Below are 21,891 nucleotides of genomic sequence, written 5' to 3'. Positions count from 1 at the left end.
AGCGGCGCGACCGAGTGGACCGCGACCCCGACCCCGTCCCGGTGCAGGGCGCTCAAACCGATGTTGAGCAGCACGGTCATGAGGCCGGTCATCCAGCGCAGCACGACGGGCCAGTGCCCGCCGTCGCCGTTCAGGCGGGCAAGCGTGGCATCCATGCGCACCACGATCACCACCGCCGCGTCCACGACGACCGGCAGGATCGGCGCCGTCCACTCCCACCCCTTCGGGGTGTGGCCGGCCATGAGCGGGGTCACCGTGAGCACGCTGTAGAGGACCGCGCCGAACGTGATCGCCCACGTCCCGGCGGTCAACGCGCGCTCGGCGGATCGGATCTGCGCGGGGCTCATTGCCGCCTTCATCGCGGCCCCCGCTCCGGCCGCAGTGAGCGGCTGGTGAGCGCGCTCACGGCGGCCGTGAGCGCGGTGAGCAGGTGGCTGTTCACGCCGCCACCCGCTCGGTGCTCGCGGTGCGGCGGATGACCGCCGGGCGCCGCAGCGGCACCGGGGCGGTGCTCAGCAGGCGCTCGGCGTAGGCGGCCAGCTCCGGGTCCTCCCGGCGCAGGTCCGCCAGCACCGCCAGCGCCACGTCCATCCGGGCTCGGTACGCGAGCGCCGACTCACCGGGCACCCCGGCGAACAGCTCCTCGTCCACGCCCAGCGCCAGCTCCGCGAACTCCTCGGAGTCCACGGCGTACTGGCCTGCAACAATCGACTTCACGGGTCACCTCTTCCAGAGGGGGAGGTGGGCCCCAGGGGCTGCCGCGCGCCCGGCCAAGGAAAGCGCGGCGGCCCCGACGTATCCGGGCCCAGACCACTCGTCACGTCACGAGTAGCCATGACCCCCGACCCGCCACAGGACGGATCGGGGACCAAAGACACTCGTTGTTGATCGGTTGCGTCTTTCGGGAGCGTGCTCCCGCTTCAGGCAGACGCGGATCTTGCGATCACTGCCCTCCGGACTGAAAAGGCGCCGGGAACCATGGCCCCGTGAGGCCGCTTCGCCCTGGGACCGGCGGTAGCCGACCATTCGCAGGCGCATTCGTGCAGGTCAGAGCAGCCCAAAGAAGGGCTGTCAGTTCGCCCGCCTCGCTGTGCGAGACATGTTGAACATGTCTCTTACGATGCCGAGAAGCGGACGGTTCGTCAAGTCCTTCGCTCGGTTCGGCCGGTGAGTCCCGGCCGCGCATCAATAGATTCGGCCCTCTGGCCCTGTCGGAACACGGCGCATCTGGACGGCTACGGTCCGACTTCGCTACGGTCGAAGTCGTCCCAGATCGTCCAGGCGCCGCACCATCGTCCAGGGGAGGGTGAGATGGCCAATGAGAGACTGAGAGGGGCGATCCTCGCCGCCAATTTGACGGTTGAGCAGATCGCGGAGCGGCTCGGCGTGAGCACGCGAACCGTCGAGCGGTGGGTGGAGGCCAAGGACGAGCGCCGGCCGTATCGGCGCTTCCAGTACGCACTCGCCAACCTGCTGCAGCGAGACCTGTCGGAACTGTGGTCGGACGAGCAGACCAGCAGCGCGAGGGCGGAAGCAGGACGAGCTGAGCTGGTGAAGCTGTACCCACACCGCGCGGTCGTGCCGAAGGACCTGTGGACGTCCCTATATGCGAAGTCCACGCGGCACTTCGACCTGGTGGTGTACGCCGGTTTCTGGCTCTCGGAGGACCCGCTGTTCTTCCGCCTCGTTCGGGAGAAGGCACAGGCTGGCGTACCGGTACGGCTCATGCTGGGTGACCCCGGCTGCGTGGGCGTGGCTCAGCGGGGTGAGGACGAGGGGATCGGCCCGGCCATGGCGGGCAAGATTCGCAACGCGCTTGCCAACTACGCGCCGCTGTTCAGCGTTCCCGGAGTTGAGTTCCGGCTCCACGCGACGACGCTCTACAACTCGCTCTACCGGGCCGATGACGACCTGCTCGTCAATGGACACGTCTACGGTGTCGGCGCCTATCTGGCCCCGGTGATGCACCTTTCCCAGGTGCCCGGCGGAGAGTTGTTCAGCACGTACGCGGCGAGCATCGAGCGGATCTGGGAGAGCTCCCGGACCATCACCTCGCCGCATCTTGAGAATGAGGCAGCATGAGCCGTATTGACTACTTCCATGACCCGGCCGCCCCGCCGGCGAACTCCGTTGTGCCCTCTGTTACCGCCGTCGTAACGGACACCGACGGGCGGCTGCTGCTGATCCACAAGACGGATAACAACCTGTGGGCGCTTCCCGGCGGCGGTCACGACATCGGGGAGTCCGTGGCGGACACCGTGGTTCGAGAGGTTCGGGAGGAGACGGGGGTCGACGTCGAGGTGGCTGCGGTCGTCGGTCTCTACACGGACCCCGGTCACGTCATGGCCTACGACGACGGGGAGGTCCGGCAGCAATTCTCCATCTGCTTCCGGGCTCGTCCCGTCGGTGGCGACCTCCGGACGAGTTCGGAATCGAAGGAGGTCCGCTGGGTGAACCCAGCGGACCTCGACGACCTGGACATTCACCCGTCCATGCGGCTGCGGATCAAGCATGGCTTGGCGTCGGACCGCACCGAGCCGTACATCGGCTAGGCCGACGGGCCGACCTGGAGCAGCCGGCCCTCGACGCGTCGCGAGGCCGCATCGATCTCCGGCTCAGCGCGGCGGATGAACCGGCCGACGACGCTGTCGGGGCCGTATCGCCCCACGATCTCGGCGATCCGGTCGGGCGTCGTCGTCGGCGTGCCGTCGGGGGTGGTGGTCATGTCGCAGTAGATCATCGCGTCCACCAAGTGAGGTTCCTCCAGGGGGAACTCCACCTCCAACTCCCGGCGAAGGCCCCGCTCCTCGGCTTCGAGCAGGGCGCAGGAGTGGTGGGCGACCAGGCGCACGACGCGCTCGTCCACGTTCTCCGCGCGGAGGAACCGCGCGCCGTCGAGCGGGTGGAAGCCCGTGTCGGCGATCCGCGGCGAGTAGCCGACGTCGTGCAGGACGGCTGCGGACTCCAGCAGCTCAGCATCCGGGCCGAGGATGCCGGCCAAGGTGCGCGCCTTGCTGGCCACCCCCTTGGAGTGGTCCCAGCGGCGCGGCAGGTCGGTGGACAGAAGGGATTCGGCAAGCTCGTAGGCCCACACGATGGCATCCGTTCCTAGGTGGCTGGGGTCAGGCGTGATTGGCGGGAAGGGCGCGGACGCGTCGCCCCTTCCCGTGACGTACTTCGAGAACGCCGGCGCCTTCCAGCTGTGCGAGGGCGCGCCGGACCGTGCCCCGCGCGGCGCCGGTCGTCTCGGTGAGTTCCTTCTCGGACGGAAACTCGGCGTCGACACCGAGTTTGTGAACCAGGGCGGCGAGCTGGTCGAGCACCGGGACCTTGGGCGCGCCTCCGACAACGAGCCACCCGACACCGGGCTGCGATCGGATCAAGCCCTCGGCCGCGAGGACGTCGAGGGCGCGCTTCACCGTGGTGCGGGCGACGTCGTGCTCCTTCATCAGGTCGGCTTCCGATGGAAGCGACGCCACGGTGGAGTCTCCGCTGATCTTGGCGCGCAATGCGTCGGCAATCCGCAAGTACGTACCGCGCGGGCTCCGCTCAGGCACAGGGCCGCTCCTTCCGTAGGTGGATACCTAGACAGGATGGACGATCCCGGGGGCAGTTGCCAGCCTCGGCGGTAGCCTGCCCCATACCGGCGGTGAGCTGGGGTGATCTCGTGCGCCTGCGACATCACCTTCTGACATCAACAGCAGCGGACACCGGCAACCCCACCGGCACTTGGGTGGATCATCGCCGGGCCGCGATCAAGGGCGCGTGCAGCTCCGGACACCACCCGATCGAACTTACAAAGCAGGTGTGTGCCTGGGCCGCCTGTGGGCCGCCCGGGGCTGGCCGGTGGTGGCCAATGGCGCTCGCCAGTGACCGCTCCGTGGCCGGTGATCAGAGGCTGAGTGATCCTGTACGGGGATGGCATCAGTTCCTGCGCAACAAGAAGCAGGAGTGGGAGGAGTACCGCTCCGAGGTGACGCCGTTCGAGCTGCGCAAGAACCTCCAGGTGCTCTGAAGATTCTGACGATCAGTCAACCGTAGTGGATGGTACGGCCGATGTCCCCCGGGCATGGTAATCCGTTGGGCCAAAGCGGCTAATCCGCAGCGGTGCGAGCCGTTGCGGGGTGACGAACAGGCGTATGCAGAAGATCCGTTTTGCGGATCACCCTGGAGTGTCATGCGTACTCGAATCACCACCCTGGCCCTGTCCGGACTGACCTCGGCCGCCCTCGTGTGTGGGGCCGCCTCGGCGGCCTACGCCTCGCCCTCCGCCGACCACCGTGCAGCCGCCGAATCGGCCGAGGCCCAGGGTGAATGGGTCGACGGTCTCCTCCGTCAGGCCGCGGAGGACAGCGGCGACACCATTCACGCCCGGACCTTCGGCAACCGCGACTCGCGGCCGGCGAAGCTGGTGGTCCGGCAGTTCGACCGGACGGACGGCGTCACCGAGACGGTCGCGGTCGACCCGGCCGAGGCGGCCCCGGCCGACGTCGTCCCGGCCGAGGTGGCCCCGGCCGGCGGTCAGGCGCCGGCCGTCGCCGCCGAGCAGGGCGTGGTGGCCCGGGAGGGCGACGAGGGGGACGAGCAGGGGGTCGCGGCCCAGCCGGCCGAGGAGGGAACCGATCAGGGCGCGGAGGAGCAGCCGGGCGAGGACGAGCGCGGGCTGCCCGGTGTCCGGCCGTCGAGGCCCGGGTTCCTCGACGGGCTGAAGGGGCACTCGTCGGCCCCCACCGGCAAGCACTGCCACCACGAGAAGCCCGCCTGCCCCTGCCACCACGAGCACGGCGGGCACGAGGAGCACGGCGAGCACGGTGGGCACGAGGAGCACGGGGACCACCAGGGGCAGTCCGAGACCCAGGGACAGGGGCAGTCCGAGAGCCAGGGCCAGAACCAGTCCGAGAGCCAGAACCAGGCCCAGGGTCAGTCCCAGAACGGCCAGCAGAGCCAGGACTCGCAGATCAACGTGACGGTCGTCGTGCAGAACCACATCCACAACGACGTCAACAACAGCGCGAACACCAGCGTCGCCAGCCACGTGAACAACTCCTCGAACAGCTCCGCCAACAACTCCCTGAACAACTCCGCCCAGAACACGGCGAACAACAGCAACAGCAACAGCCAGAGCCAGAATCAGACGGCCTCGCAGAGCAACACCGTCAGCAACGTGAACAAGTCCAAGTTCGTCGAGGTGGAGCACCCGACCCCCAAGCCGCCCCACCACGGCCAGGAGCACAACTGGCACCACGGGGAGCTGGCCGAGACGGGCAGCGGGAGCTCGCCGGCCCTGGCCGGACTCTCGGCGGCGTTCCTCGTCGCGGGCGCGGCGGCCATGCGGATCGGCCGACGGTCCACGCGGTCCACGCGCTCCGCGTGACCCGGTCCGGCCCGCAGGGCGCCGGGTGAGCGCCGGCCGCGGTGGCCGGAGCAGGCAGTGACGGACGGGCGGTGCGCGATACGGCGCACCGCCCGTCCGTCGTGTGCCCGTCCGCCCGGCTCACCGCAGTTCGGCGGGCGGGGCGCGGACCGGGTCCATCGGCTCCTCCCGCAGCAGGCTGCCCCAGACGGCCATCCGGTAGCGCGAGGTGTAGACCGGCGTGCAGGTCGTCAGGGTGATGTAGCGGCCGGGTCCCCCGTACGGGGAGCCGGCGGGCACCGGGGCGATGACGCCGGTGTCGTCCTTGGAGGTCTCGGGCAGCGTGGCGTCGACGCGGTAGACGTACCAGCGGTCCCGGGTCTCCACGACCAGCGGGTCGCCCGGCTTCAGCCGGTCCAGGTCGTGGAACTTCGCGCCGTGCCCGTCGCGGTGGGCGGCCAGGGCGAAGTTGCCCTGCGGCTCCCAGGGCATGGCCGCGCGGTACGGCGCCGTGTAGGCCCCGGCGACCCCGTCCGCGAGGGTGTCCGGGTCGGCGCCGACCTCGATCAGCACCTGGTAGCCGGAGCCGAGGGCCGGGACGTGGAGGAAGCCGATGGCGTCGCCCGGGTCGAACGGGGGCGGTGCGGGGGAGTCCGGCGGTGCGGCGGCGGTCGGCGGGGCGGCGGCCGGGGCCGACCAGGACCGGCGCAGCCGTTCGCCGGAGAGGTCCGCGTGCCGGGCGGCCGTGAGGTTCGTCCACCACAGCGAGTGGACGAGCAGCAGGGCGAACAGCACGCCGACGGTGAACAGCAGATCGCCGGACACGCCGATCGCGACCCGCAGGGGGTGTTGGCCCCGGATGCTCCGCCCGGCCGGGTACTCGCTCGCCATGGGTCGTCCCTTCGGGTGGGAGTGGGGGGAGAGCCACGGGTCGGCCGGTCCGGCGTCCCGGCCGGCCATGCGTACTCCACCGCGCCGCCGAGCCGACGGGCAAGGCGACACGCCCTGCGGGCCCGGGGCGCGTAGCCTGCTGGGGCGGACCGACGGAGGGACGATGGCGGTGGAGGAACAGCGGGCCGGAAGCCGGGTCAGCCGGCCGGAGATCCGGCTGGTGCGGCGGGGGTTCACCGATCCGGAGCGGGCGCTGCGGCTGCTCGCCGAACCGGCGCTGACCGGTCTGGCCGCCGATCCGCTGCTGCTCGACGCGCTCGCCGCCACCGCCGACCCGGACCTCGCGCTGCTCGGCCTGTCCCGGCTGCTGGAGGCCGCCGACCCGGCCGACCAGCAGACCCTGCGGGACACCCTCACCACCTCCAAACCGCTGCGCGACCGGCTGCTCGGCGTGCTCGGCGCCTCCACCGCGCTCGCCGACCACCTGGCCCGGCACCCGCACGACTGGCACGTCCTGGTCACCTTCGAGCTGCGCGACATGCACCCCGGCCCGGAGGACTTCCGCCGCGCGCTCGCCGAGGGCGTCGCCGCCGCCGCGGCCGACCCCGCCGGCCGCCCGGCGGACGCGCTGCGCGTCGCCTACCGCCGCTGCCTGCTGGCCATCGCCGCCCGCGACCTCACCGGCACCACCGACCTCGCCCAGACCGCCGCCGAACTCGCCGACCTGGCCGGCGCCACCCTGCAGACCGCCCTCGACCTCGCCGCCGCCCAGGACCCGCAGGCCGCCGAGGCCTGCCGGCTCGCCGTCATCGGCATGGGCAAGTGCGGCGGGCGCGAACTCAACTACGTCTCCGACGTCGACGTCGTCTACGTCGCCGAGCCGCGCGAGGGCGTCGGGGAGCAGGAGGCGCTCCAGGCCGCCACCCGGCTGGCCGCCGCCCTCACCCGGCTGTGCGCCGACACCACCGGCGAGGGCACCATCTGGCCGGTCGACGCCAACCTGCGCCCCGAGGGCCGCAACGGCCCGCTGGTCCGCACCCTGGCCAGCCACCTCGCGTACTACCAGCGCTGGGCCAAGACCTGGGAGTTCCAGGCGCTGCTCAAGGCCCGCCCGGTGGCCGGCGACCCGGAGCTCGGCGAGGCGTACACCGCCGCGCTGGCGCCGATGGTCTGGCAGGCCGCCGCCCGGGAGAACTTCGTCGCCGACGTGCAGCAGATGCGCCGCCGGGTGATCGACTCGATCCCGGCCACCGAGCTGGACCGCCAGCTCAAGCTCGGCCCCGGCGGGCTGCGCGACGTCGAGTTCTCCGTCCAGCTGCTCCAGCTGGTGCACGGCCGCAGCGACGAGGCGCTGCGCAGCGGCAACACCCTGGAGGCGCTGGCCGCGCTCTCCCGCGGCGGCTACGTGGGCCGCGCCGACGCCGCCTCGCTGGACACCGCCTACCGGTTCCTGCGCTCGCTGGAGCACCGGATCCAGCTGCACCGGCTGCGCCGCACCCATCTGATGCCCACCGGCGATGAGGACCAGCGCAGGCTCGCCCGCTCGCTCGCCCCGCTGATCAACGACGACACCCGCTCCGACCCGGTCGCCGCGCTCCAGCGGGAGTGGAAGCGGCACGCGGTCGAGGTGCGCCGGCTGCACGAGAAGCTGTTCTACCGGCCGCTGCTGGACGCCGTCGCCGAACTGCCGACCGGCGCGGCCGGCCTGCGCCCGGAGGCCGCCCGGGCCCGGCTGGAGGCGCTCGGCTACGCCGACCCGGCCGCCGCGCTGCGCCACCTCACCGCGCTCGCCTCCGGGGTCAGCCGCAAGGCCGCCATTCAGCGCACCCTGCTGCCGGTGCTGCTCGGCTGGTTCGCCGACTCCGCCGACCCGGACGCCGGGCTGCTCAACTTCCGCCAGGTCTCCGACGCCCTCGGCCGCACCCCCTGGTACCTGCGGCTGCTGCGGGACGAGAGCGCCGCGGCCGAGCAGCTGGCGCGGGTGCTGTCGGCCGGCCGGCTCGCCCCGGACCTGCTGCTGCGCGCGCCCGAGGCGGTGGCGATGCTCGGCGACCCGCAGGGCCTGGTGCCGCGCGGGCGGGACGCCCTGGAACGGGAGGTGCTGGCCGCCGTCGGCCGGGCCGACTCCACCGCGGCCGCGGTGGCGGCCGTCCGGTCGGTGCGCCGCCGGGAGCTGTTCCGCACCGCCGCCGCCGATGTGCTCGGCCGGCTCGGCGAGGACCCGGCGCAGGCGCTGGACACCGCCGGCGAGGCGCTCACCGCGCTGAACGCCGCCACCCTGCAGGGCGCGTTGCGGGCCTGCGTGGCCGGCTGGGAGGCCCGCAACGGCGCGCTGCCGACCCGGCTCGCGGTGATCGCGATGGGCCGGTTCGGCGGGCACGAGCTGGGCTACGGCTCGGACGCGGACGTGCTCTTCGTCCACGAGCCGCTGCTCGGCTCGCTGGAGGAGGAGGCCGCCCGGGCCGCGCAGGCGGTCTGCCTCGAACTGCGCGCGCTGCTCGCCGCGCCGTCCACCGAGCCGCCGCTGGAGGTGGACGCCGACCTGCGGCCGGAGGGGCGCAACGGCCCGCTGGTGCGCTCGCTCGCCTCGTACGAGGCGTACTACCGGCGCTGGTCGCACGCCTGGGAGAGCCAGGCGCTGCTGCGGGCCGAGCCGGTGGCGGGCGACCCGGAGCTGGGGGAGCGCTTCCGGTGGCTGATCGACCCGCTGCGCTACCCGGGCACCGGAGTGCCGGAGCGGGACCTGCTGGAGATCCGCCGGATCAAGGCCCGGATCGAGGCGGAGCGGCTGCCGCGCGGCGCCGACCCGACCACCCACACCAAGATCGGCCGGGGCGGGCTGGCGGACGTCGAGTGGACCGTCCAGCTGCTCCAGCTCCAGCACGGGCACGGACTGCCGGGACTGCGCACCACCCGGACCAGGCAGGCGCTGGCGGCGGCGGCCGGGGCCGGGCTGGTCGGGGCCGAGGACGCGGAGGTGCTGGACGCGGCCTGGGTGCTGGCCTCCCGGGTGCGCTCGGCGGTGATGCTGGTGCGCGGCCGGGCGGGCGACTCCTTCCCGACGGACGCCCGGGAGCTGGCGGGGGTGGCCCGCTACCTGGGCTACGGGGCCGGGCACAGCGGCGAGTTGGTGGACGACTACCGGCGCACCACCCGACGCGCCCGGTCGGTGGTGGAGCGGCTGTTCTACGGGTGAGCGCGCAGAGCTCCATGGGTGAGCGGGCAGCCGAAAGGGGCCCCGGTTTCTCCGGGACCCCTCTCGGCGTCTTGGCGGCCGCTAGCGCCGGGCGCTGCTCACCGCGGGTTCGCTCCACTGCTCCGGGACGGTGACCGGCCGGGCCGGCTCCTCCTCCCGGGCGGGCACCTGCGGGAGCTTGTAGACCCAGGAGTGGTAGAACCAGCGGGCGGCGAGGAAGCCCACCAGCAGGCAGATCTCGCCGCCGACGGCGTCCATCCAGAAGTGGTTGGCGGTCGCGACGATCACCACCAGGGTGGCCGCGGGGTAGAGCAGGCCGAGCACCCGGACCCAGGTGCGCCGGGCCAGGAAGAAGATGGTCAGCCCGCACCACATCGACCAGCCGATGTGCATCGAGGGCATCGCGGCGAACTGGTTGGAGACGTGGGTGGCCGGGCCGGAGGCCATCGAGCCCCAGGTGCCGTGCGACTTCACGGTGTCGATGAAGCCGCCGTCGGTCATCAGCCGGGGCGGCGCCAGCGGGAAGAAGTAGAAGCCGACCAGCGCGATCGCGGTGGTGACGAACAGCACCGTGCGCACCGCGACGTAGCGGCCCGGGTGCCAGCGGTAGAGCCAGACCAGGACGCCGATGGTCACGATGAAGTGCAGCGTCGCGTAGTAGTAGTTCATCCCGGTGATCAGCCAGCCGACGCTGTCGACCGCGTGGTTGATCGAGCGCTCGACGGCGATGCCCAGGGAGTGCTCGAGGTCCCAGATCCAGCCCGCGTGCTTCTGCGCCACCGACTCCTGCTCGGGGACGGCGTTGCGCACCAGCGAGTAGATCCAGTAGCTGAGACCGATCAGCGCCAGCTCGAACCAGATCCGCGGGCGGGCCGGCGAACGGCGTTGCGCGCGGACGCGGGCGCGCAGCGCGGCCGTCCGGGTCTGGGCCGCGCTGGTGGCTCCGTCGGGCATGCGGCCGCCGTTCTGCTGGATCTCGGTCGGTTCCCCCATGGACGAGAAGTCTGCCAGACGTCCCGTAGCCGTCCGCTCATCCTCCGGAAGTGGATTCTTCACCGGCTGTCCCCCTTGAGTGGTAGGGGGTGGCTCCCACCGGGGGAGGGGGTGCGGGCGGGTCTGGTGCGGACCGGTGGGACGGGCATACGTCCCATTGTCATGCCGGGAGGGCGGGGAGGCGCAATCGGGGGTGGGCGGCGGGCGGGGTGAGGCATTGTGCCCGCCCGCAAGGCTTTCCGCAGCTTGCTGAAACTTGTTCCAGGCCTGCGGGCCCTGTGCCGTGCGGGCTTCGACCGTTTCGGGTGCCTTCCGGTTCCGTTCAATGGACGGGGTTGACCGAAAACCGCCCGTGGCACGGCCGGAAAGGTGACGTGCCGCACCTGTCCGGCGCTGTCCGCCGCCGCCCGGGCCGGGGGTGGGCCCTGAGCGCTGGTCAGTGCCTGCCGGGGGTGAGCAAACCTTTTCGGCGGGAATGAAAACGATCTCCGGAAGTTCTCGCCGCCGTAACACTGCCGGGTGTCCGCCGGATCTACGGGCCGGTAGCTAATCGGCCAATCCATGGCATGCATCTGTCATTAACGGCTCGTTTGCTGCCACGATTCCTCCTGCTGCAGCCGAGGGGACCCCACCCCCCGGCGCAGCGGTCCGAGGTGAGGAACGGCGCGTCCCCTGCCGGAAAACGCTCGACCACCTTGCTCCGCAACCGCACCCGCGCCGCGTATCGGCGGCGGGGGCCCCCACTGAGTCGCAACCGCGGCCAGGTTCTCTCCACCGTCCGCGAACCCCGCGGCGGTCGGAAAAGGAGTCCGCATGTCCCGTTACGCCCACGCCCGGAAGGCCGCGGTTGTCATGGCCGCATCCACCGCGCTGCTGGTGACCGGCATCCCGGTCATCGCGCAGGCGGCCACCCCTGACGCGCCGGCGGTCGTCGCCGCGCAGCAGGCGAGCCGGGCGGAGCTGATCGCCTCCGCGAACCAGCAGACCGTCGGCATCGCCCAGACGCTGGGCCTGACCGGCAACGAGAAGCTGGTCACCAAGGACGTCGTCCAGGACACCAACGGCGCCCGCCACCTGCGCTACGAGCGCACCTACGCCGGTCTGCCGGTGCTCGGCGGCGACCTGATCGTCCACCAGGACGCCACCGGTGCCACCACGGGCGTGACCAAGGCCAGCGAGGCCGTGCTGAGCGGCGTCGACACCACGCCGAAGCTCGCCGCGCCCAAGGCGCAGGAGACCGCGCTGGCCGCCGAGGCCGGCTCCGCGCTCGACACCGCCCCGCGCCTGGTCGTCTGGGCCGCCGACGGCACCCCGAAGCTCGCCTGGGAGACCGTCGTCTCCGGCCGGGAGTCGGACGGCACCCCGAGCCGGCTGCACGTCGTCACCGACGCGACCACCGGCGCGGTCCTGAACAAGGCCGACGGCATCAAGACCGGCACCGGCACCGGCGTCTTCGTCGGCAACGTGCCGCTGACCACCACCCAGAGCGGGTCCAGCTACCAGCTCAAGGACGGCACCCGCGGCGGCCAGTACACCACCAACATGAACCACGGCACGTCCGGCAACGGCACGCTGTACAGCAAGACCAGCGACACCTGGGGCAACGGCCAGGCCAGCAACAGCGAGTCCGCCGCCGTCGACGCCCAGTACGGCGCCGCCGCCACCTGGGACTTCTACAAGAACACCTTCGGCCGCAACGGCATCCGCAACGACGGCGTCGGCGCCTTCAGCCGGGTCCACTACTCGACCGGCTACGTCAACGCGTTCTGGGACGACAGCTGCTTCTGCATGACCTACGGCGACGGTTCGGGCGACACCCACCCGCTGACCGAGCTGGACGTGGCCGGCCACGAGATGAGCCACGGCGTCACCTCGGCGACCGCCAACCTCAACTACTCCGGCGAGTCCGGCGGCCTCAACGAGGCCACCTCGGACATCTTCGGCAACGCGGTCGAGTTCTACGCGAACCTGCCCGCCGACAACCCGGACTACCTGGTCGGCGAGCTCATCAACATCAACGGCAACGGCACGCCGCTGCGCTACATGGACAAGCCCTCCAAGGACGGCTCCTCGGCCGACTCCTGGTACTCGGGCGTCGGCAACCTGGACGTGCACTACTCGTCCGGCGTCGCCAACCACTTCTTCTACCTGCTGGCCGAGGGCAGCGGCGCCAAGGTGATCAACGGCGTCAGCTACAACAGCCCGACCGTCAACAGCATCAGCCTCTCCGGCATCGGCCGGGACAAGGCGCTGCAGGTCTGGTACAAGGCGCTGACCACGTACATGACCTCCACCACCAACTTCGCCGCGGCCCGCACCGCGACCGAGAACGCCGCCAAGGACCTCTACGGGGCGGGCAGCCCCGAGGTGATCGCGGTCGGCACCGCGTGGGCCGCCGTCAACGTCGGCACCCTGCCGCCGGACCCGGGCGGCGTCACCGTCACCAACCCGGGCAACCAGAGCACCAAGGCCGGCACCGCGGTCAGCCTGTCCGTCAAGGCGAACGGCGGCACCGGCGCGCTGACCTACTCGGCCACCGGTCTGCCGGCCGGCCTGTCGATCAACGCCTCCACCGGCGTGATCAGCGGCACCCCGACCACCGTCGGCAACTCCAACGTCACCGTGACGGCCAAGGACTCGGCGGGCAAGACCGGGACCACCAGCTTCACCTGGGCGGTCACCGACCCCAACAGCAGCTGCACCCCGGCGCAGCTGCTCGGCAACGCGGGCTTCGAGACGGGCACGGCCGCGCCGTGGACCGCCTCCAGCGGCGTGGTCGACAACTCGTCCTCGCAGGCGCCGCACGGCGGTTCGTGGAAGGCGTGGCTGAACGGCTACGGCTCGACGCACACCGACACGCTGTCCCAGACGGTCACCATCCCGGCGGGCTGCTCGGCGACGCTGAGCTTCTACCTGCACATCGACACCGGTGAGTCCGGCACGACGGCGTACGACAAGCTGGCCGTCCAGGTGAACGGCACCACGCTGAAGACCTACTCGAACGTCGACGCGGCCGCCGGCTACCAGCTGCGGACCTTCGACCTGTCGGCCTACGCGGGCCAGACGGTGACCCTCAAGTTCACCGGCACCGAGGACGTCTCGCTGCAGACCAGCTTCGTGATCGACGACACCTCGATCACCACGAGCTGACCCCGCGCCGGTGAAGCCGGCGGAAACCAGGTGAGACAGGGGCAGGGCCCGGCGGGTGCGACCGCCGGGCCCTGTGTCGTGCGCGGGGTATTGACGGCCTCCGGCCGGGCCCCTAGGTTCAGCGCTGCAAGTTTCTGAAACATTTCAGCAAGCTTTCGCGCGTGGTCCCCGGACTTCCCCCACCCGGCCACCCCCCCCCACAGGAGACAATGTGGTCACCACCGCCCGCGCAGCCGGCGCGCTCACCGCCTCGGCGGCTCTCGCGCTCTCCCTCACCACCGCCTTCGGCGCGGCCCCCGCCGCCCAGGCCGCCCCGCCCGGCAGCGGCAAGGACGTCACGGCGACGCTCTTCGAGTGGCGCTTCGACTCGGTCGCCAAGGCCTGCACCGACACCCTCGGCCCCAAGGGCTACGGCTTCGTCGAGGTCTCGCCGCCCCAGGAGCACATCCAGGGCAGCCAGTGGTGGACCTCCTACCAGCCCGTCAGCTACCGGATCGCCGGGCGCCTCGGCGACCGGACGTCCTTCCAGCGCATGATCGACACCTGCCACGCGGCCGGCGTCAAGGTGCTCGCCGACTCGGTGATCAACCACATGTCCGCGGGCTCCGGCACCGGCACCGGCGGCACCGTCCACAGCAAGTACACCTACCCCGGCTACTACCAGGACCAGGACTTCCACACCTGCCGGACGGCGATCGGCAACAACTACGGCGACCGCTCGAACGTGCAGAACTGCGAACTGGTCGACCTCGCCGACCTGGACACCGGCAGCACCTACGTCCGGCAGACCATCGCCCGCTACCTCGACGACCTGGCCTCGCTCGGCGTCGACGGCTACCGGATCGACGCCGCCAAGCACATCGCCGCCACCGACCTCGCCGCCATCAAGGCCACGACGGCCAACCCCCAGGCCTACTGGGTGCAGGAGGTCATCTACGGCGCCGGCGAGCCGATCCAGCCCTCCGAGTACACCGGCACCGGCGACGTCGACGAGTTCCGCTCCGGCACCTGGCTGAAGAGCGCCTTCCAGGGCGGCAGGCTCGCCGACCTGTCCGGCTGGGGGAGCGGCCTGCTGCCCACCGCCAAGGCCCGCACCTTCGTCGACAACTGGGACACCGAGCGCAACGGCTCCACGCTCACCCACCGGGACGGCTCGACCTACACCCTGGCCAACGTCTTCCTGCTGGCCCACCCGTACGGCTCGCCGAACGTGTACTCCGGCTACGCCTTCACCGGCCACGACGACGGCCCGCCGAACGGCGGCACCGTCAACGCCTGCTACCAGGACGGCTGGAACTGCACCCACGCCTGGCGGCAGGTGGCCAACATGGTCGGCTTCCGCAACGCGGTGGCCGGGACCGCGCTCACCAACTGGTGGACCAACGGCGCCAACGCGATCGCCTTCGGCCGCGGGAGCAAGGGCTTCGTGGCGATCAACCGGGAGAGCGGCCCGGTCACCCAGACCTACCAGACCTCGCTGCCCGCCGGCTCCTACTGCGACGTCCAGCACGGCGACCCGGCGTCCGGCGGCTGCACCGGCCCGTCCTACACGGTCGGTACGGACGGCCGCTTCACCGCGACGGTCGGCGCGGGCGACGCCGTCGCGCTCCACATCGGCGCGCCCGGCAGCGGCACGGCGGTGACCGGCGGCGCGTCCTTCGGCGTCAACGCGACCACGGTCTACGGGCAGAACATCTACGTGGTCGGCGACAACACCGCGCTGGGTTCCTGGGACACCACCCGGGCGCTGCCGCTCTCCTCGGCCGGGTACCCGGTCTGGAAGCTCGATGTGGCGATGCCCGCTGGTACCGCCTTCTCCTACAAGTACATCCGCAAGGACACCTCGGGCGCCGTCACCTGGGAGTCCGGTGCCAACCGGACCGCCACTGTGCCGGCCTCGGGCAGGGTGACGCTGAACGACACCTGGCGCCCGTAGCAGCCCCGTTGGGCCAGGACCCTCGTCTCCGCCGGGACGAGGGCCCCGGTTTCTGCCGGGGGTCAGCCGCGCCCGATGTACGGCATGGCGCTCGCCATCACCGTCGCGAACTGCACATTGGCCTCCAGCGGCAGCTCCGCCATGTGCCGCACCGTGCGCGCCACGTCGGCGACGTCCATCGTCGGCTCCACCGCGACCCGCCCGTCCGCCTGCGGCACGCCGCTGCTCATCGCGGCCGTCATCTCGGTGGCGGCGTTGCCGATGTCGATCTGCCCGCAGGCGATCCGGTACGGACGGCCGTCCAGGGAGAGGGACTTGGTCAGCCCGGTGACGGCGTGCTTGGTCGCCGTGTAGGCGGCCGAGCGCGGTCGCGGGGCGTGGGCGGAGATCGACCCGTTGTTGATGATCCGGCCGCCCTGCGGCTGCTGCGCCCGCATCTGCCGGAACGCGGCACGGGCACAGAGGAAGGCACCGGTGAGGTTGACGTCGACCACGGCCCGCCACGCGTCGACGTCCAACTCGTCCACGGTGCCGGCGGGGCCGAACGCCCCGGCGTTGTTGAACAGCAGATCCACCCGCCCGAACCGCTCGACCGCCGCCCCGAACAGCGCGTCCACCGCCTGCGGGTCGGTGACGTCGGTCGGCACCACGAGCGCGTTCTCCCCGCCACTCGACCGACCGCTCTCCCGCAACGCCTCCTCCCGCCGCCCGGCCAGCACCACCCGCCACCCCCCGACGGCGAGTTCCACCGCGACGGCCCGCCCGATCCCGCTCCCGGCTCCGGTGACGACGGCGACGCGTTCCAACATGGCGGGCTCCCGGTCGGGTTGCTGTGGGCTCGGACGGGCGACAGGGCTTGAGCCCTCAGCAGATCGTAGGGCGCCCGGCGGTGGGATACCTCGTCCGCATCTTCGAAAGGAGCACCGGACCGGCTCCCCTCCTCGTAGGCGACGACTGACGGGTTCCGGTGGGCGGGTGGCGGTTGGGGCCCGCCGGTCGGCGGGGGTGGGGGCCCCGCCGGTTGGGAGGGGTGGTGGGGGGCTTTACCGGATCGGGAACAAACATTGGATCGGTGCTGGCCAACGCGCAACCGGGGCATGGCGGCCCACGTCATAAGATCGCAGGACGGCGCGCTCCCGTGAGGGCGGCCTCCCGGGGGTCCCGCACAGTGTCGCGGCCCCGGTCCTGTCCGGCCCCACCCGGGGGCCACCGCCCGGCTCCGTGGGAGCGGGCGCGACACCGGTCGGAGAGTTCTCACCGTGCAGCCGCAGTCCTTCCGTTTCCGCGCCGTGCTGACCGGCGCCACCGTGTTCACCCTGGCCGCCGCGCTGGCGGCCTGCGGCAGCTCGGACGGCGGGAGCGCCGGGAAGGCGGGGGACGCGGCGAAGGGCGGCAGCTCCTCGGCGGCGGCCACCGGTTCCTCCTCCGCGCCCGGGTCCCCGACGGCGGCGGGGTCGAGCTCGTCGGCGGCCGCTCCGGCCACGACCGCGCCGCCCGCGACCCCCGCGTCGTCCGGCAAGGTGCTGATGCCCACCGGCCCGCAGGCCGCGTTCAGCAAGGCCAGGGACACCGCGGCCGGCCAGATCACGATGACCACGCTGACCGGCGCCAAGTCCGGGGTCACCGGAAAGGTCTGGGTCTGGCTCCCGCCCGAGTACAACGACCCCAAGTACGCGAAGACCGGCTTCCCGGTGCTCACCCTGTACGCGGGCGGCCAGAGCGCCGGCTACAACACCTGGACCGACAACCAGCTGCCGATCCAGGAGGTCGACGCCGACCTCGCCAAGCAGGGCAAGGCGCACCCGTTCATCATGATCATGCCGGTGCAGAACCTGGACTCCAACGAGGCCAAGGCCCTGGAGTGCGCCGACATCCCCGGCCAGCCCAAGATGGGCACCTGGATGGCCGAGGACGTCCCCGACTTCGTCCGCGCCAACTTCCGCACCGTGAAGGGCCGCGACGGCTGGGGCCTGATGGGCGCCTCCACCGGCGCGTTCTGCAGCGCCAAGCTGGCCCTGCAGCACCCGGACAAGTTCAAGGCCGCCGTCCCGATCGACGGCTACTTCACCCCCGACTCCCCGCTCTGGAAGGGCTACGAGAACGACCGCCAGGCCAACAGCCCCGACCTGCTGGTCACCCAGGGCAAGGCCGACGTGCGGATGCTGGCCACCGCCGGCGGCGCCAACGCGTACGAGAACAAGCTGGTCAAGGCCTGGGTCGCCAAGGCCGCGCCGCCGCTCACCGTCGAGTACTACGAGCAGCCCGGCGGCAAGCACCTGACCAGCGACTTCAAGAAGATGATCCCGGACACGCTGCAGTGGCTCAGCAAGAACCTCGAGGGGCCGCAGAGCGACTGAGCCCTGCGCGGCTGTGACGGGAAAGGGGCCGGTCGGGCTGGGCGGATCGCCGAGCCCGACCGGCCCCTTCGTCGATCGCGCGGCGGAATGTTGCGCCGCGTTCGCCGGCGCGTCTGCCGGAACCGGCCGAACGGCCGCTGAGCTGCACGTCAATCGGACATTGATTCGCCTCTGATGTCCTCTCACCACTGTGGTGGGAGCGTCGTCCCGCCAGTTGTGCCAGGCCGAGCCAGGCCCCTGTCCGAGCGTGAAAAGAGTGCCATGCCCAGCCACCTGCTGCCCGTAGCGTCCCCGGTCTCGCCGGCAGTGCCCGCCAAGGGCGGCCCAGCGCACGAGCACGTCGTCGACGAGGAACCGCAGGCCGTCCGCTTCGCCGGACTGCGCCTGGTGCACGCCGCGCTCCGCCGGGACCTCGCCAGGCTGCCCAACGCGCTTCGGCTGCTGCAGCCCGGCGAGGACGAGAAGGGTGCCGCGCTGCTGCGGCACTGGACCTTCGTCACCGCCATGCTGACCTGTCACCACGAGCAGCAGGACACCCGGATCTGGCCGATCGTGCGCCGGTTCGCGCCCGAGCTGCGGCTGCTGCTGAACTGGCTGGAGGCGGACCACCACAACCTCGACCACTCGTTCACCCGGGTCACCACCCTGGTCCGGATCGCCAGCCGGGACACCGGCTCGGTCTGGCCGGTGGCGTACGCCATCGAGGACCTGGAGGCCCGGCTGGAGACCCACCTGCGGACCGAGGAGCGCCAGCTGCTGCCGCAGATGGAGCGGGTCTTCGCGGAGAACTCGCGGGTCGGCAGCCTGCCCGAGCTGCTGGACGTGCTGCACTCGGCGCAGGGTCCGGGCAGCCCGGACGCACTCGCCTGGCTGCTGGACGGCGTCGAGCCGGCGATGGTCGAGCGGTTGCTCTCCGACTGCGACGACCTGGTGGCCCGGAACTGGCCGCACTGGCAGTCCACCTACCAGCGGTGCACGGCTCCGCTGTGGGGGGCGCCCGGGGCGTGGGACGCGACGAACGACTGAGCGCGGGAGGTTTTCGCGGGCCGTTGATCTACGCGCGTGGCACATGTCGATGGCGTATGCCTGGAGTGTGGGGGTCAGCGCAGGCCGAACCGGGCCAGGTAGCCCGGAAGATCGGCCGGGTCGTGGGTGGCCAGGCCCAGGTAGCCGTCCGGCCGGACGACGAACAGGCCCCGCCCGTACGCCCGCTGCGCGACGCCGCCGTCGACGCGGTGTCCGCGCACCCCGGTGGGCAGTCGCGGTAGGGCGTGGCCGATCGCGAGCACGGTGACCTGGGGGCCGCGCAGCAGCTCGAACAGCCGGCGCCCGGCCAGGGCGTTCACCGGTGCGCCGTCCAGCCGGGCGCCGTCCAGCGGGGCGTCGGGTGCCCGCTCGCCGGCCCGCAGCGCCTCCTCGGGCAGGCCGGGGCGCGCCTCGACGGTCAGCGGGCCGTCCTCGTAGCCGAGCCCGAGTTGCTCGGTGCGCGGGCCGCGCCGCAACCCGCCGGCCCGGACCCCGCCCGCGCGGTGCAGCCGGGTGGAGATCTCCAGCACGTCGGCGGCGATCGGCAGGCGCTCCTGCTCGTAGCTGTCGAGCAGCGCCTCGTCGGCGCCGTGCCGCAGCACCTGGCCGAGCTTCCAGCCCAGGTTGTACGCGTCCTGGACGCTGGTGTTGAGGCCCTGGCCACCGGCCGGGGAGTGGATGTGCGCCGCGTCGCCGGCGAGGAAGACCCGGCCCTCGCGGAACCGCTCGGCGAGCGCCGCGCGCGGCCGGAAGCCGGACGCCCAGTGCACGGCGCCGACCGCGGACTCCGGCAGGTGGGTGCGGGCGGCGATGGTCCGCCGTACGCCGTCCGCCGAGATGTCGGGCTCCGCCGGGTCGCTGTTCGCCGGGCTGCTGTTCGCGGGGCTGCTGTTCGGCGGGTCGACGTCCGCCGGGCTGCCGTCCGCTCGGCCGAACTGGGCGAACAGCTGGAAGGCGGTGGTGCTCGGCAGCGGGCAGAGCAGCAGCGCGCCGCCGGGCGCCTTCGGCCAGCAGTGCCAGTTCTCGCGGTCCAGACCGTCGATCTCGACATCGGCGACCAGGGCGGGCCGCGGGTCGACCTGCTCGCCCGTCATCGGGATGCCGACCGCCCGGCGGACGGTCGACCGGCCGCCGTCGGCGGCGACCAGGTAGCGGGCGGTGACCGTGCGGCCCGTGCCGTCGGGGCCGGTCAGCCGGGCCTCGACCCGGTCGGGGCGCTGGTCGAGGCCGTTCAGCGCGGTGCCGAAGGCGACCTCGCCGCCCAGTTCGCGCAGCCGCTCGTACAGCAGCTCCTGGGTGCGCCACTGCGGGAGCATCCAGACGTCCGGGAACGGCACGGTCGGGTCCGGCTCGGCGCGCCCGACGAGGTCCCACTCGCCCTGCCGTTCGCCGTCCTCCCAGCTCACCATGCGCGGGTACGGGCCGCCGGCGGCGTGGACGGCGGCGAGCAGGCCGAGGTCCTCGAAGACCTCCTGGGTGCGGGGCTGGAGGCCCTTGCCGCGTGAGCCGGGGAAGAGCGCCGGGGCCTGCTCGACCAGCAGCGCGGACACCCCGCGCCGGGCCAGGTCGCAGGCGAGGGTCAGTCCGGTCGGCCCGGCGCCGACGATCAGGACCTCGGTCCGGCTCCGGTTCTGGGCGTGCGCCATCGCACACTCTCCTTAACGTTGTTAAGTGGCGGACGTCCAGAAGCATCGGCTTAACGGTGTTAAATTGTCAATGCCGGACGTCGGCGTCGGGACGACGGCAGCCACCTGGAGGGAAGTGCGACATGCCGCCGAAGCTGGACCGCGCCCAGGTGGTCGACACCGCCCTGCGCCTGCTCGACGAGACCGGGCTGGACGGGCTCACCCTGCGCCGGATCGCGACCGAGCTGGACGTCAAGGCGCCCGCGCTGTACTGGCACTTCGCCAACAAGCAGGCGCTGCTCGACGAGATGGCCACCGAGATGCTCCGCCGGATGTCCGCCGGGCCGCCCGCCGTCCCGGACACCTGGCAGGACGCCGTCGCCGGTACCTGCCGCGGCCTGCGCGCCGGGCTGCTCGGCTACCGGGACGGGGCCAAGGTCTTCAGCGGCACCCGGCTCACCGACTCCGGGCACGCCGGAGGGCAGCAGGCCCTGCTCGCCGTGCTGGGCCGGGCGGGCTTCGAACTCGCGGACGCCGTGCTGGCCTTCACCACCGCGTACGCGTTCACCATCGGCTTCGTGATCGAGGAGCAGGCCGTCCATCCGATGCCGGGGGAGCGGGCACCCGGTTACGACCCGGACCGGCGGGCGGCGGGCATCGATCCCGAGCACGCCCTCGCCGCCGCCGCGAGCCGGGAGCTCTTCGGCGACTTCGAGCGGCGCTTCGAGCGCGGCCTGGCGATCGTCCTCGCCGGGATCGAGGCATCGCTGGTCGTGTCGTCAACTTCGGCCAACCCCTAAGGGTTTCCCCCTCGGGTTCGGTGGTGGCGACGGCCTCGGGCGTCCGGGGCGGGCCAGGGGCGGAGTACCGCCGCCGGGCGATGTCCGGCGGTCGGCGCGCGCCTACCGTCGGTGCCATGACCAGCGCGCCCACCTCTCCGCACCAGGACCACCGTCCGACCCGTCGCCCCGGCCGTCGCCGGGTGCCGGCCGTCCGCTCGGCCGCCCTCGCGCTCGGCGCCGTCGTCCTCCTCGGCGCCGGACTCACCGCCTGCAAGGGCGGCGTCGCGCTCTGCCTCGACGACAACAGCTGCGACGTCGCCGTCCGCACCGAGAACGCCGACTCCACGTACAGCGCCGAGGTGTTCGGCGGCGCCAAGACGCTCAATCTGACCGTCGGCCGGATCACCGACACCACGGCCGAGGTCAAGCTCGGCGACGAGACCAAGACCCTCACCGAGGGCACCGATACCGTCTTCGGCTCCGCGACGGTCAGCCTGCGCCACGCGAACGCGCGTGAGCACACCGCCGAACTCCACGTCGTCCGCTGACCCTTCCCGCGCCGGCCGGTCCGGCGCGGGAAGG

Annotated in this window: 17 protein-coding genes and 2 pseudogenes; 11 read left to right on the top strand and 8 right to left on the bottom strand. The window is 72.2% G+C overall.

Annotation, left to right across the window (positions count from 1 at the left end):
* Window positions 1–347 (bottom strand): annotated as a pseudogene (locus ACFVUH_RS05410) (hypothetical protein); the annotation flags it as partial.
* Between the two features lie 91 nt (window positions 348–438).
* Window positions 439–717 carry a hypothetical protein gene (locus ACFVUH_RS05405; protein WP_387911319.1) on the bottom strand — a complete coding sequence of 93 codons (279 nt, stop codon included), beginning with the start codon at window positions 715–717 and terminating at the stop codon, window positions 439–441.
* Window positions 718–1,311: 594 nt separating this feature from the next.
* Here ACFVUH_RS05405 and ACFVUH_RS05400 point away from each other — a divergent pair.
* Window positions 1,312–2,082 carry a helix-turn-helix domain-containing protein gene (locus ACFVUH_RS05400; RefSeq protein ID WP_387911318.1) on the top strand — a complete coding sequence of 257 codons (771 nt, stop codon included), beginning with the start codon at window positions 1,312–1,314 and terminating at the stop codon, window positions 2,080–2,082.
* The gene (locus ACFVUH_RS05395; protein WP_387911316.1) at window positions 2,079–2,552 is read left to right on the top strand and encodes an NUDIX domain-containing protein; all 474 of its coding nucleotides are present in this window, start codon (window positions 2,079–2,081) and stop codon (window positions 2,550–2,552) included. The genes ACFVUH_RS05400 and ACFVUH_RS05395 overlap by 4 nt, the downstream gene beginning before the upstream one ends.
* On the opposite strand, the gene ACFVUH_RS05390 is transcribed toward ACFVUH_RS05395, so the two are convergent.
* Complete coding sequence (locus ACFVUH_RS05390; protein WP_387911315.1) at window positions 2,549–3,094, bottom strand: HD domain-containing protein; 546 nt, start codon at window positions 3,092–3,094, stop codon at window positions 2,549–2,551. The two genes, ACFVUH_RS05395 and ACFVUH_RS05390, sit on opposite strands and share 4 nt — an antisense overlap.
* A 28-nt stretch (window positions 3,095–3,122) precedes the next feature.
* Window positions 3,123–3,557 (bottom strand): GntR family transcriptional regulator, encoded by a 435-nt coding sequence (locus ACFVUH_RS05385; RefSeq protein ID WP_387911314.1) that lies wholly within the window; start codon window positions 3,555–3,557, stop codon window positions 3,123–3,125.
* Window positions 3,558–3,928: 371 nt separating this feature from the next.
* On the opposite strand from ACFVUH_RS05385, the pseudogene ACFVUH_RS05380 reads away from it, so the two are divergent.
* Both ACFVUH_RS05380 and ACFVUH_RS05375 read left to right on the top strand, forming a co-directional pair.
* A pseudogene (locus tag ACFVUH_RS05380) lies at window positions 3,929–4,015 on the top strand (glutamine synthetase); the annotation flags it as partial.
* A 162-nt stretch (window positions 4,016–4,177) separates the two neighbouring features.
* Window positions 4,178–5,374, top strand: a complete 1,197-nt coding sequence (locus ACFVUH_RS05375; protein ID WP_387911313.1) for a hypothetical protein — start codon at window positions 4,178–4,180, stop codon at window positions 5,372–5,374.
* A gap of 120 nt (window positions 5,375–5,494) precedes the next feature.
* On the opposite strand, the gene ACFVUH_RS05370 is transcribed toward ACFVUH_RS05375, so the two are convergent.
* Window positions 5,495–6,244, bottom strand: coding sequence for a class E sortase (locus ACFVUH_RS05370; RefSeq protein WP_387911312.1), 750 nt, complete (start codon window positions 6,242–6,244; stop codon window positions 5,495–5,497).
* A 163-nt stretch (window positions 6,245–6,407) separates the two neighbouring features.
* Here ACFVUH_RS05370 and ACFVUH_RS05365 point away from each other — a divergent pair, with 163 nt between their 5' ends.
* Complete coding sequence (locus ACFVUH_RS05365; RefSeq protein ID WP_387911310.1) at window positions 6,408–9,440, top strand: bifunctional [glutamine synthetase] adenylyltransferase/[glutamine synthetase]-adenylyl-L-tyrosine phosphorylase; 3,033 nt, start codon at window positions 6,408–6,410, stop codon at window positions 9,438–9,440.
* 81 nt (window positions 9,441–9,521) lie between these two features.
* Here the strand turns inward: ACFVUH_RS05365 and ACFVUH_RS05360 are convergent, their stop codons facing one another.
* Window positions 9,522–10,433 (bottom strand): phosphatase PAP2 family protein, encoded by a 912-nt coding sequence (locus ACFVUH_RS05360; protein ID WP_355361929.1) that lies wholly within the window; start codon window positions 10,431–10,433, stop codon window positions 9,522–9,524.
* A gap of 813 nt (window positions 10,434–11,246) precedes the next feature.
* Here ACFVUH_RS05360 and ACFVUH_RS05355 point away from each other — a divergent pair.
* Both ACFVUH_RS05355 and ACFVUH_RS05350 read left to right on the top strand, forming a co-directional pair.
* Window positions 11,247–13,583, top strand: a complete 2,337-nt coding sequence (locus tag ACFVUH_RS05355) for a M4 family metallopeptidase (RefSeq protein ID WP_387911308.1) — start codon at window positions 11,247–11,249, stop codon at window positions 13,581–13,583.
* Window positions 13,584–13,794: 211 nt separating this feature from the next.
* Window positions 13,795–15,519, top strand: a complete 1,725-nt coding sequence (locus tag ACFVUH_RS05350; RefSeq protein WP_387911306.1) for a carbohydrate-binding module family 20 domain-containing protein — start codon at window positions 13,795–13,797, stop codon at window positions 15,517–15,519.
* A gap of 62 nt (window positions 15,520–15,581) precedes the next feature.
* Here the strand turns inward: ACFVUH_RS05350 and ACFVUH_RS05345 are convergent, their stop codons facing one another.
* Complete coding sequence (locus ACFVUH_RS05345) at window positions 15,582–16,328, bottom strand: SDR family oxidoreductase (protein ID WP_355361923.1); 747 nt, start codon at window positions 16,326–16,328, stop codon at window positions 15,582–15,584.
* A gap of 450 nt (window positions 16,329–16,778) precedes the next feature.
* On the opposite strand from ACFVUH_RS05345, the gene ACFVUH_RS05340 reads away from it, so the two are divergent.
* Both ACFVUH_RS05340 and ACFVUH_RS05335 read left to right on the top strand, forming a co-directional pair.
* Window positions 16,779–17,876: an alpha/beta hydrolase gene (locus ACFVUH_RS05340; RefSeq protein WP_387911304.1), complete on the top strand. Its 1,098-nt coding sequence runs from the start codon at window positions 16,779–16,781 to the stop codon at window positions 17,874–17,876.
* 261 nt (window positions 17,877–18,137) lie between these two features.
* Window positions 18,138–18,902, top strand: coding sequence for a hemerythrin domain-containing protein (locus tag ACFVUH_RS05335; RefSeq protein ID WP_387911302.1), 765 nt, complete (start codon window positions 18,138–18,140; stop codon window positions 18,900–18,902).
* A 74-nt stretch (window positions 18,903–18,976) separates the two neighbouring features.
* Here the strand turns inward: ACFVUH_RS05335 and ACFVUH_RS05330 are convergent, their stop codons facing one another.
* Window positions 18,977–20,548 (bottom strand): FAD-dependent monooxygenase, encoded by a 1,572-nt coding sequence (locus ACFVUH_RS05330; protein ID WP_387911300.1) that lies wholly within the window; start codon window positions 20,546–20,548, stop codon window positions 18,977–18,979.
* Window positions 20,549–20,670: 122 nt separating this feature from the next.
* On the opposite strand from ACFVUH_RS05330, the gene ACFVUH_RS05325 reads away from it, so the two are divergent.
* Window positions 20,671–21,327, top strand: coding sequence for a TetR/AcrR family transcriptional regulator C-terminal domain-containing protein (locus ACFVUH_RS05325; RefSeq protein ID WP_387911298.1), 657 nt, complete (start codon window positions 20,671–20,673; stop codon window positions 21,325–21,327).
* A 116-nt stretch (window positions 21,328–21,443) separates the two neighbouring features.
* Window positions 21,444–21,857: a hypothetical protein gene (locus ACFVUH_RS05320; protein ID WP_355361913.1), complete on the top strand. Its 414-nt coding sequence runs from the start codon at window positions 21,444–21,446 to the stop codon at window positions 21,855–21,857.
* Window positions 21,858–21,891: the final 34 nt, after the last annotated feature.

This window comes from Kitasatospora sp. NPDC058032, assembly GCF_042885845.1.
GTDB lineage: Bacteria > Actinomycetota > Actinomycetes > Streptomycetales > Streptomycetaceae > Kitasatospora.
Note: the sequence above shows the minus strand (reverse complement) of the source record. Positions and strands in the feature narration are given on the sequence as shown.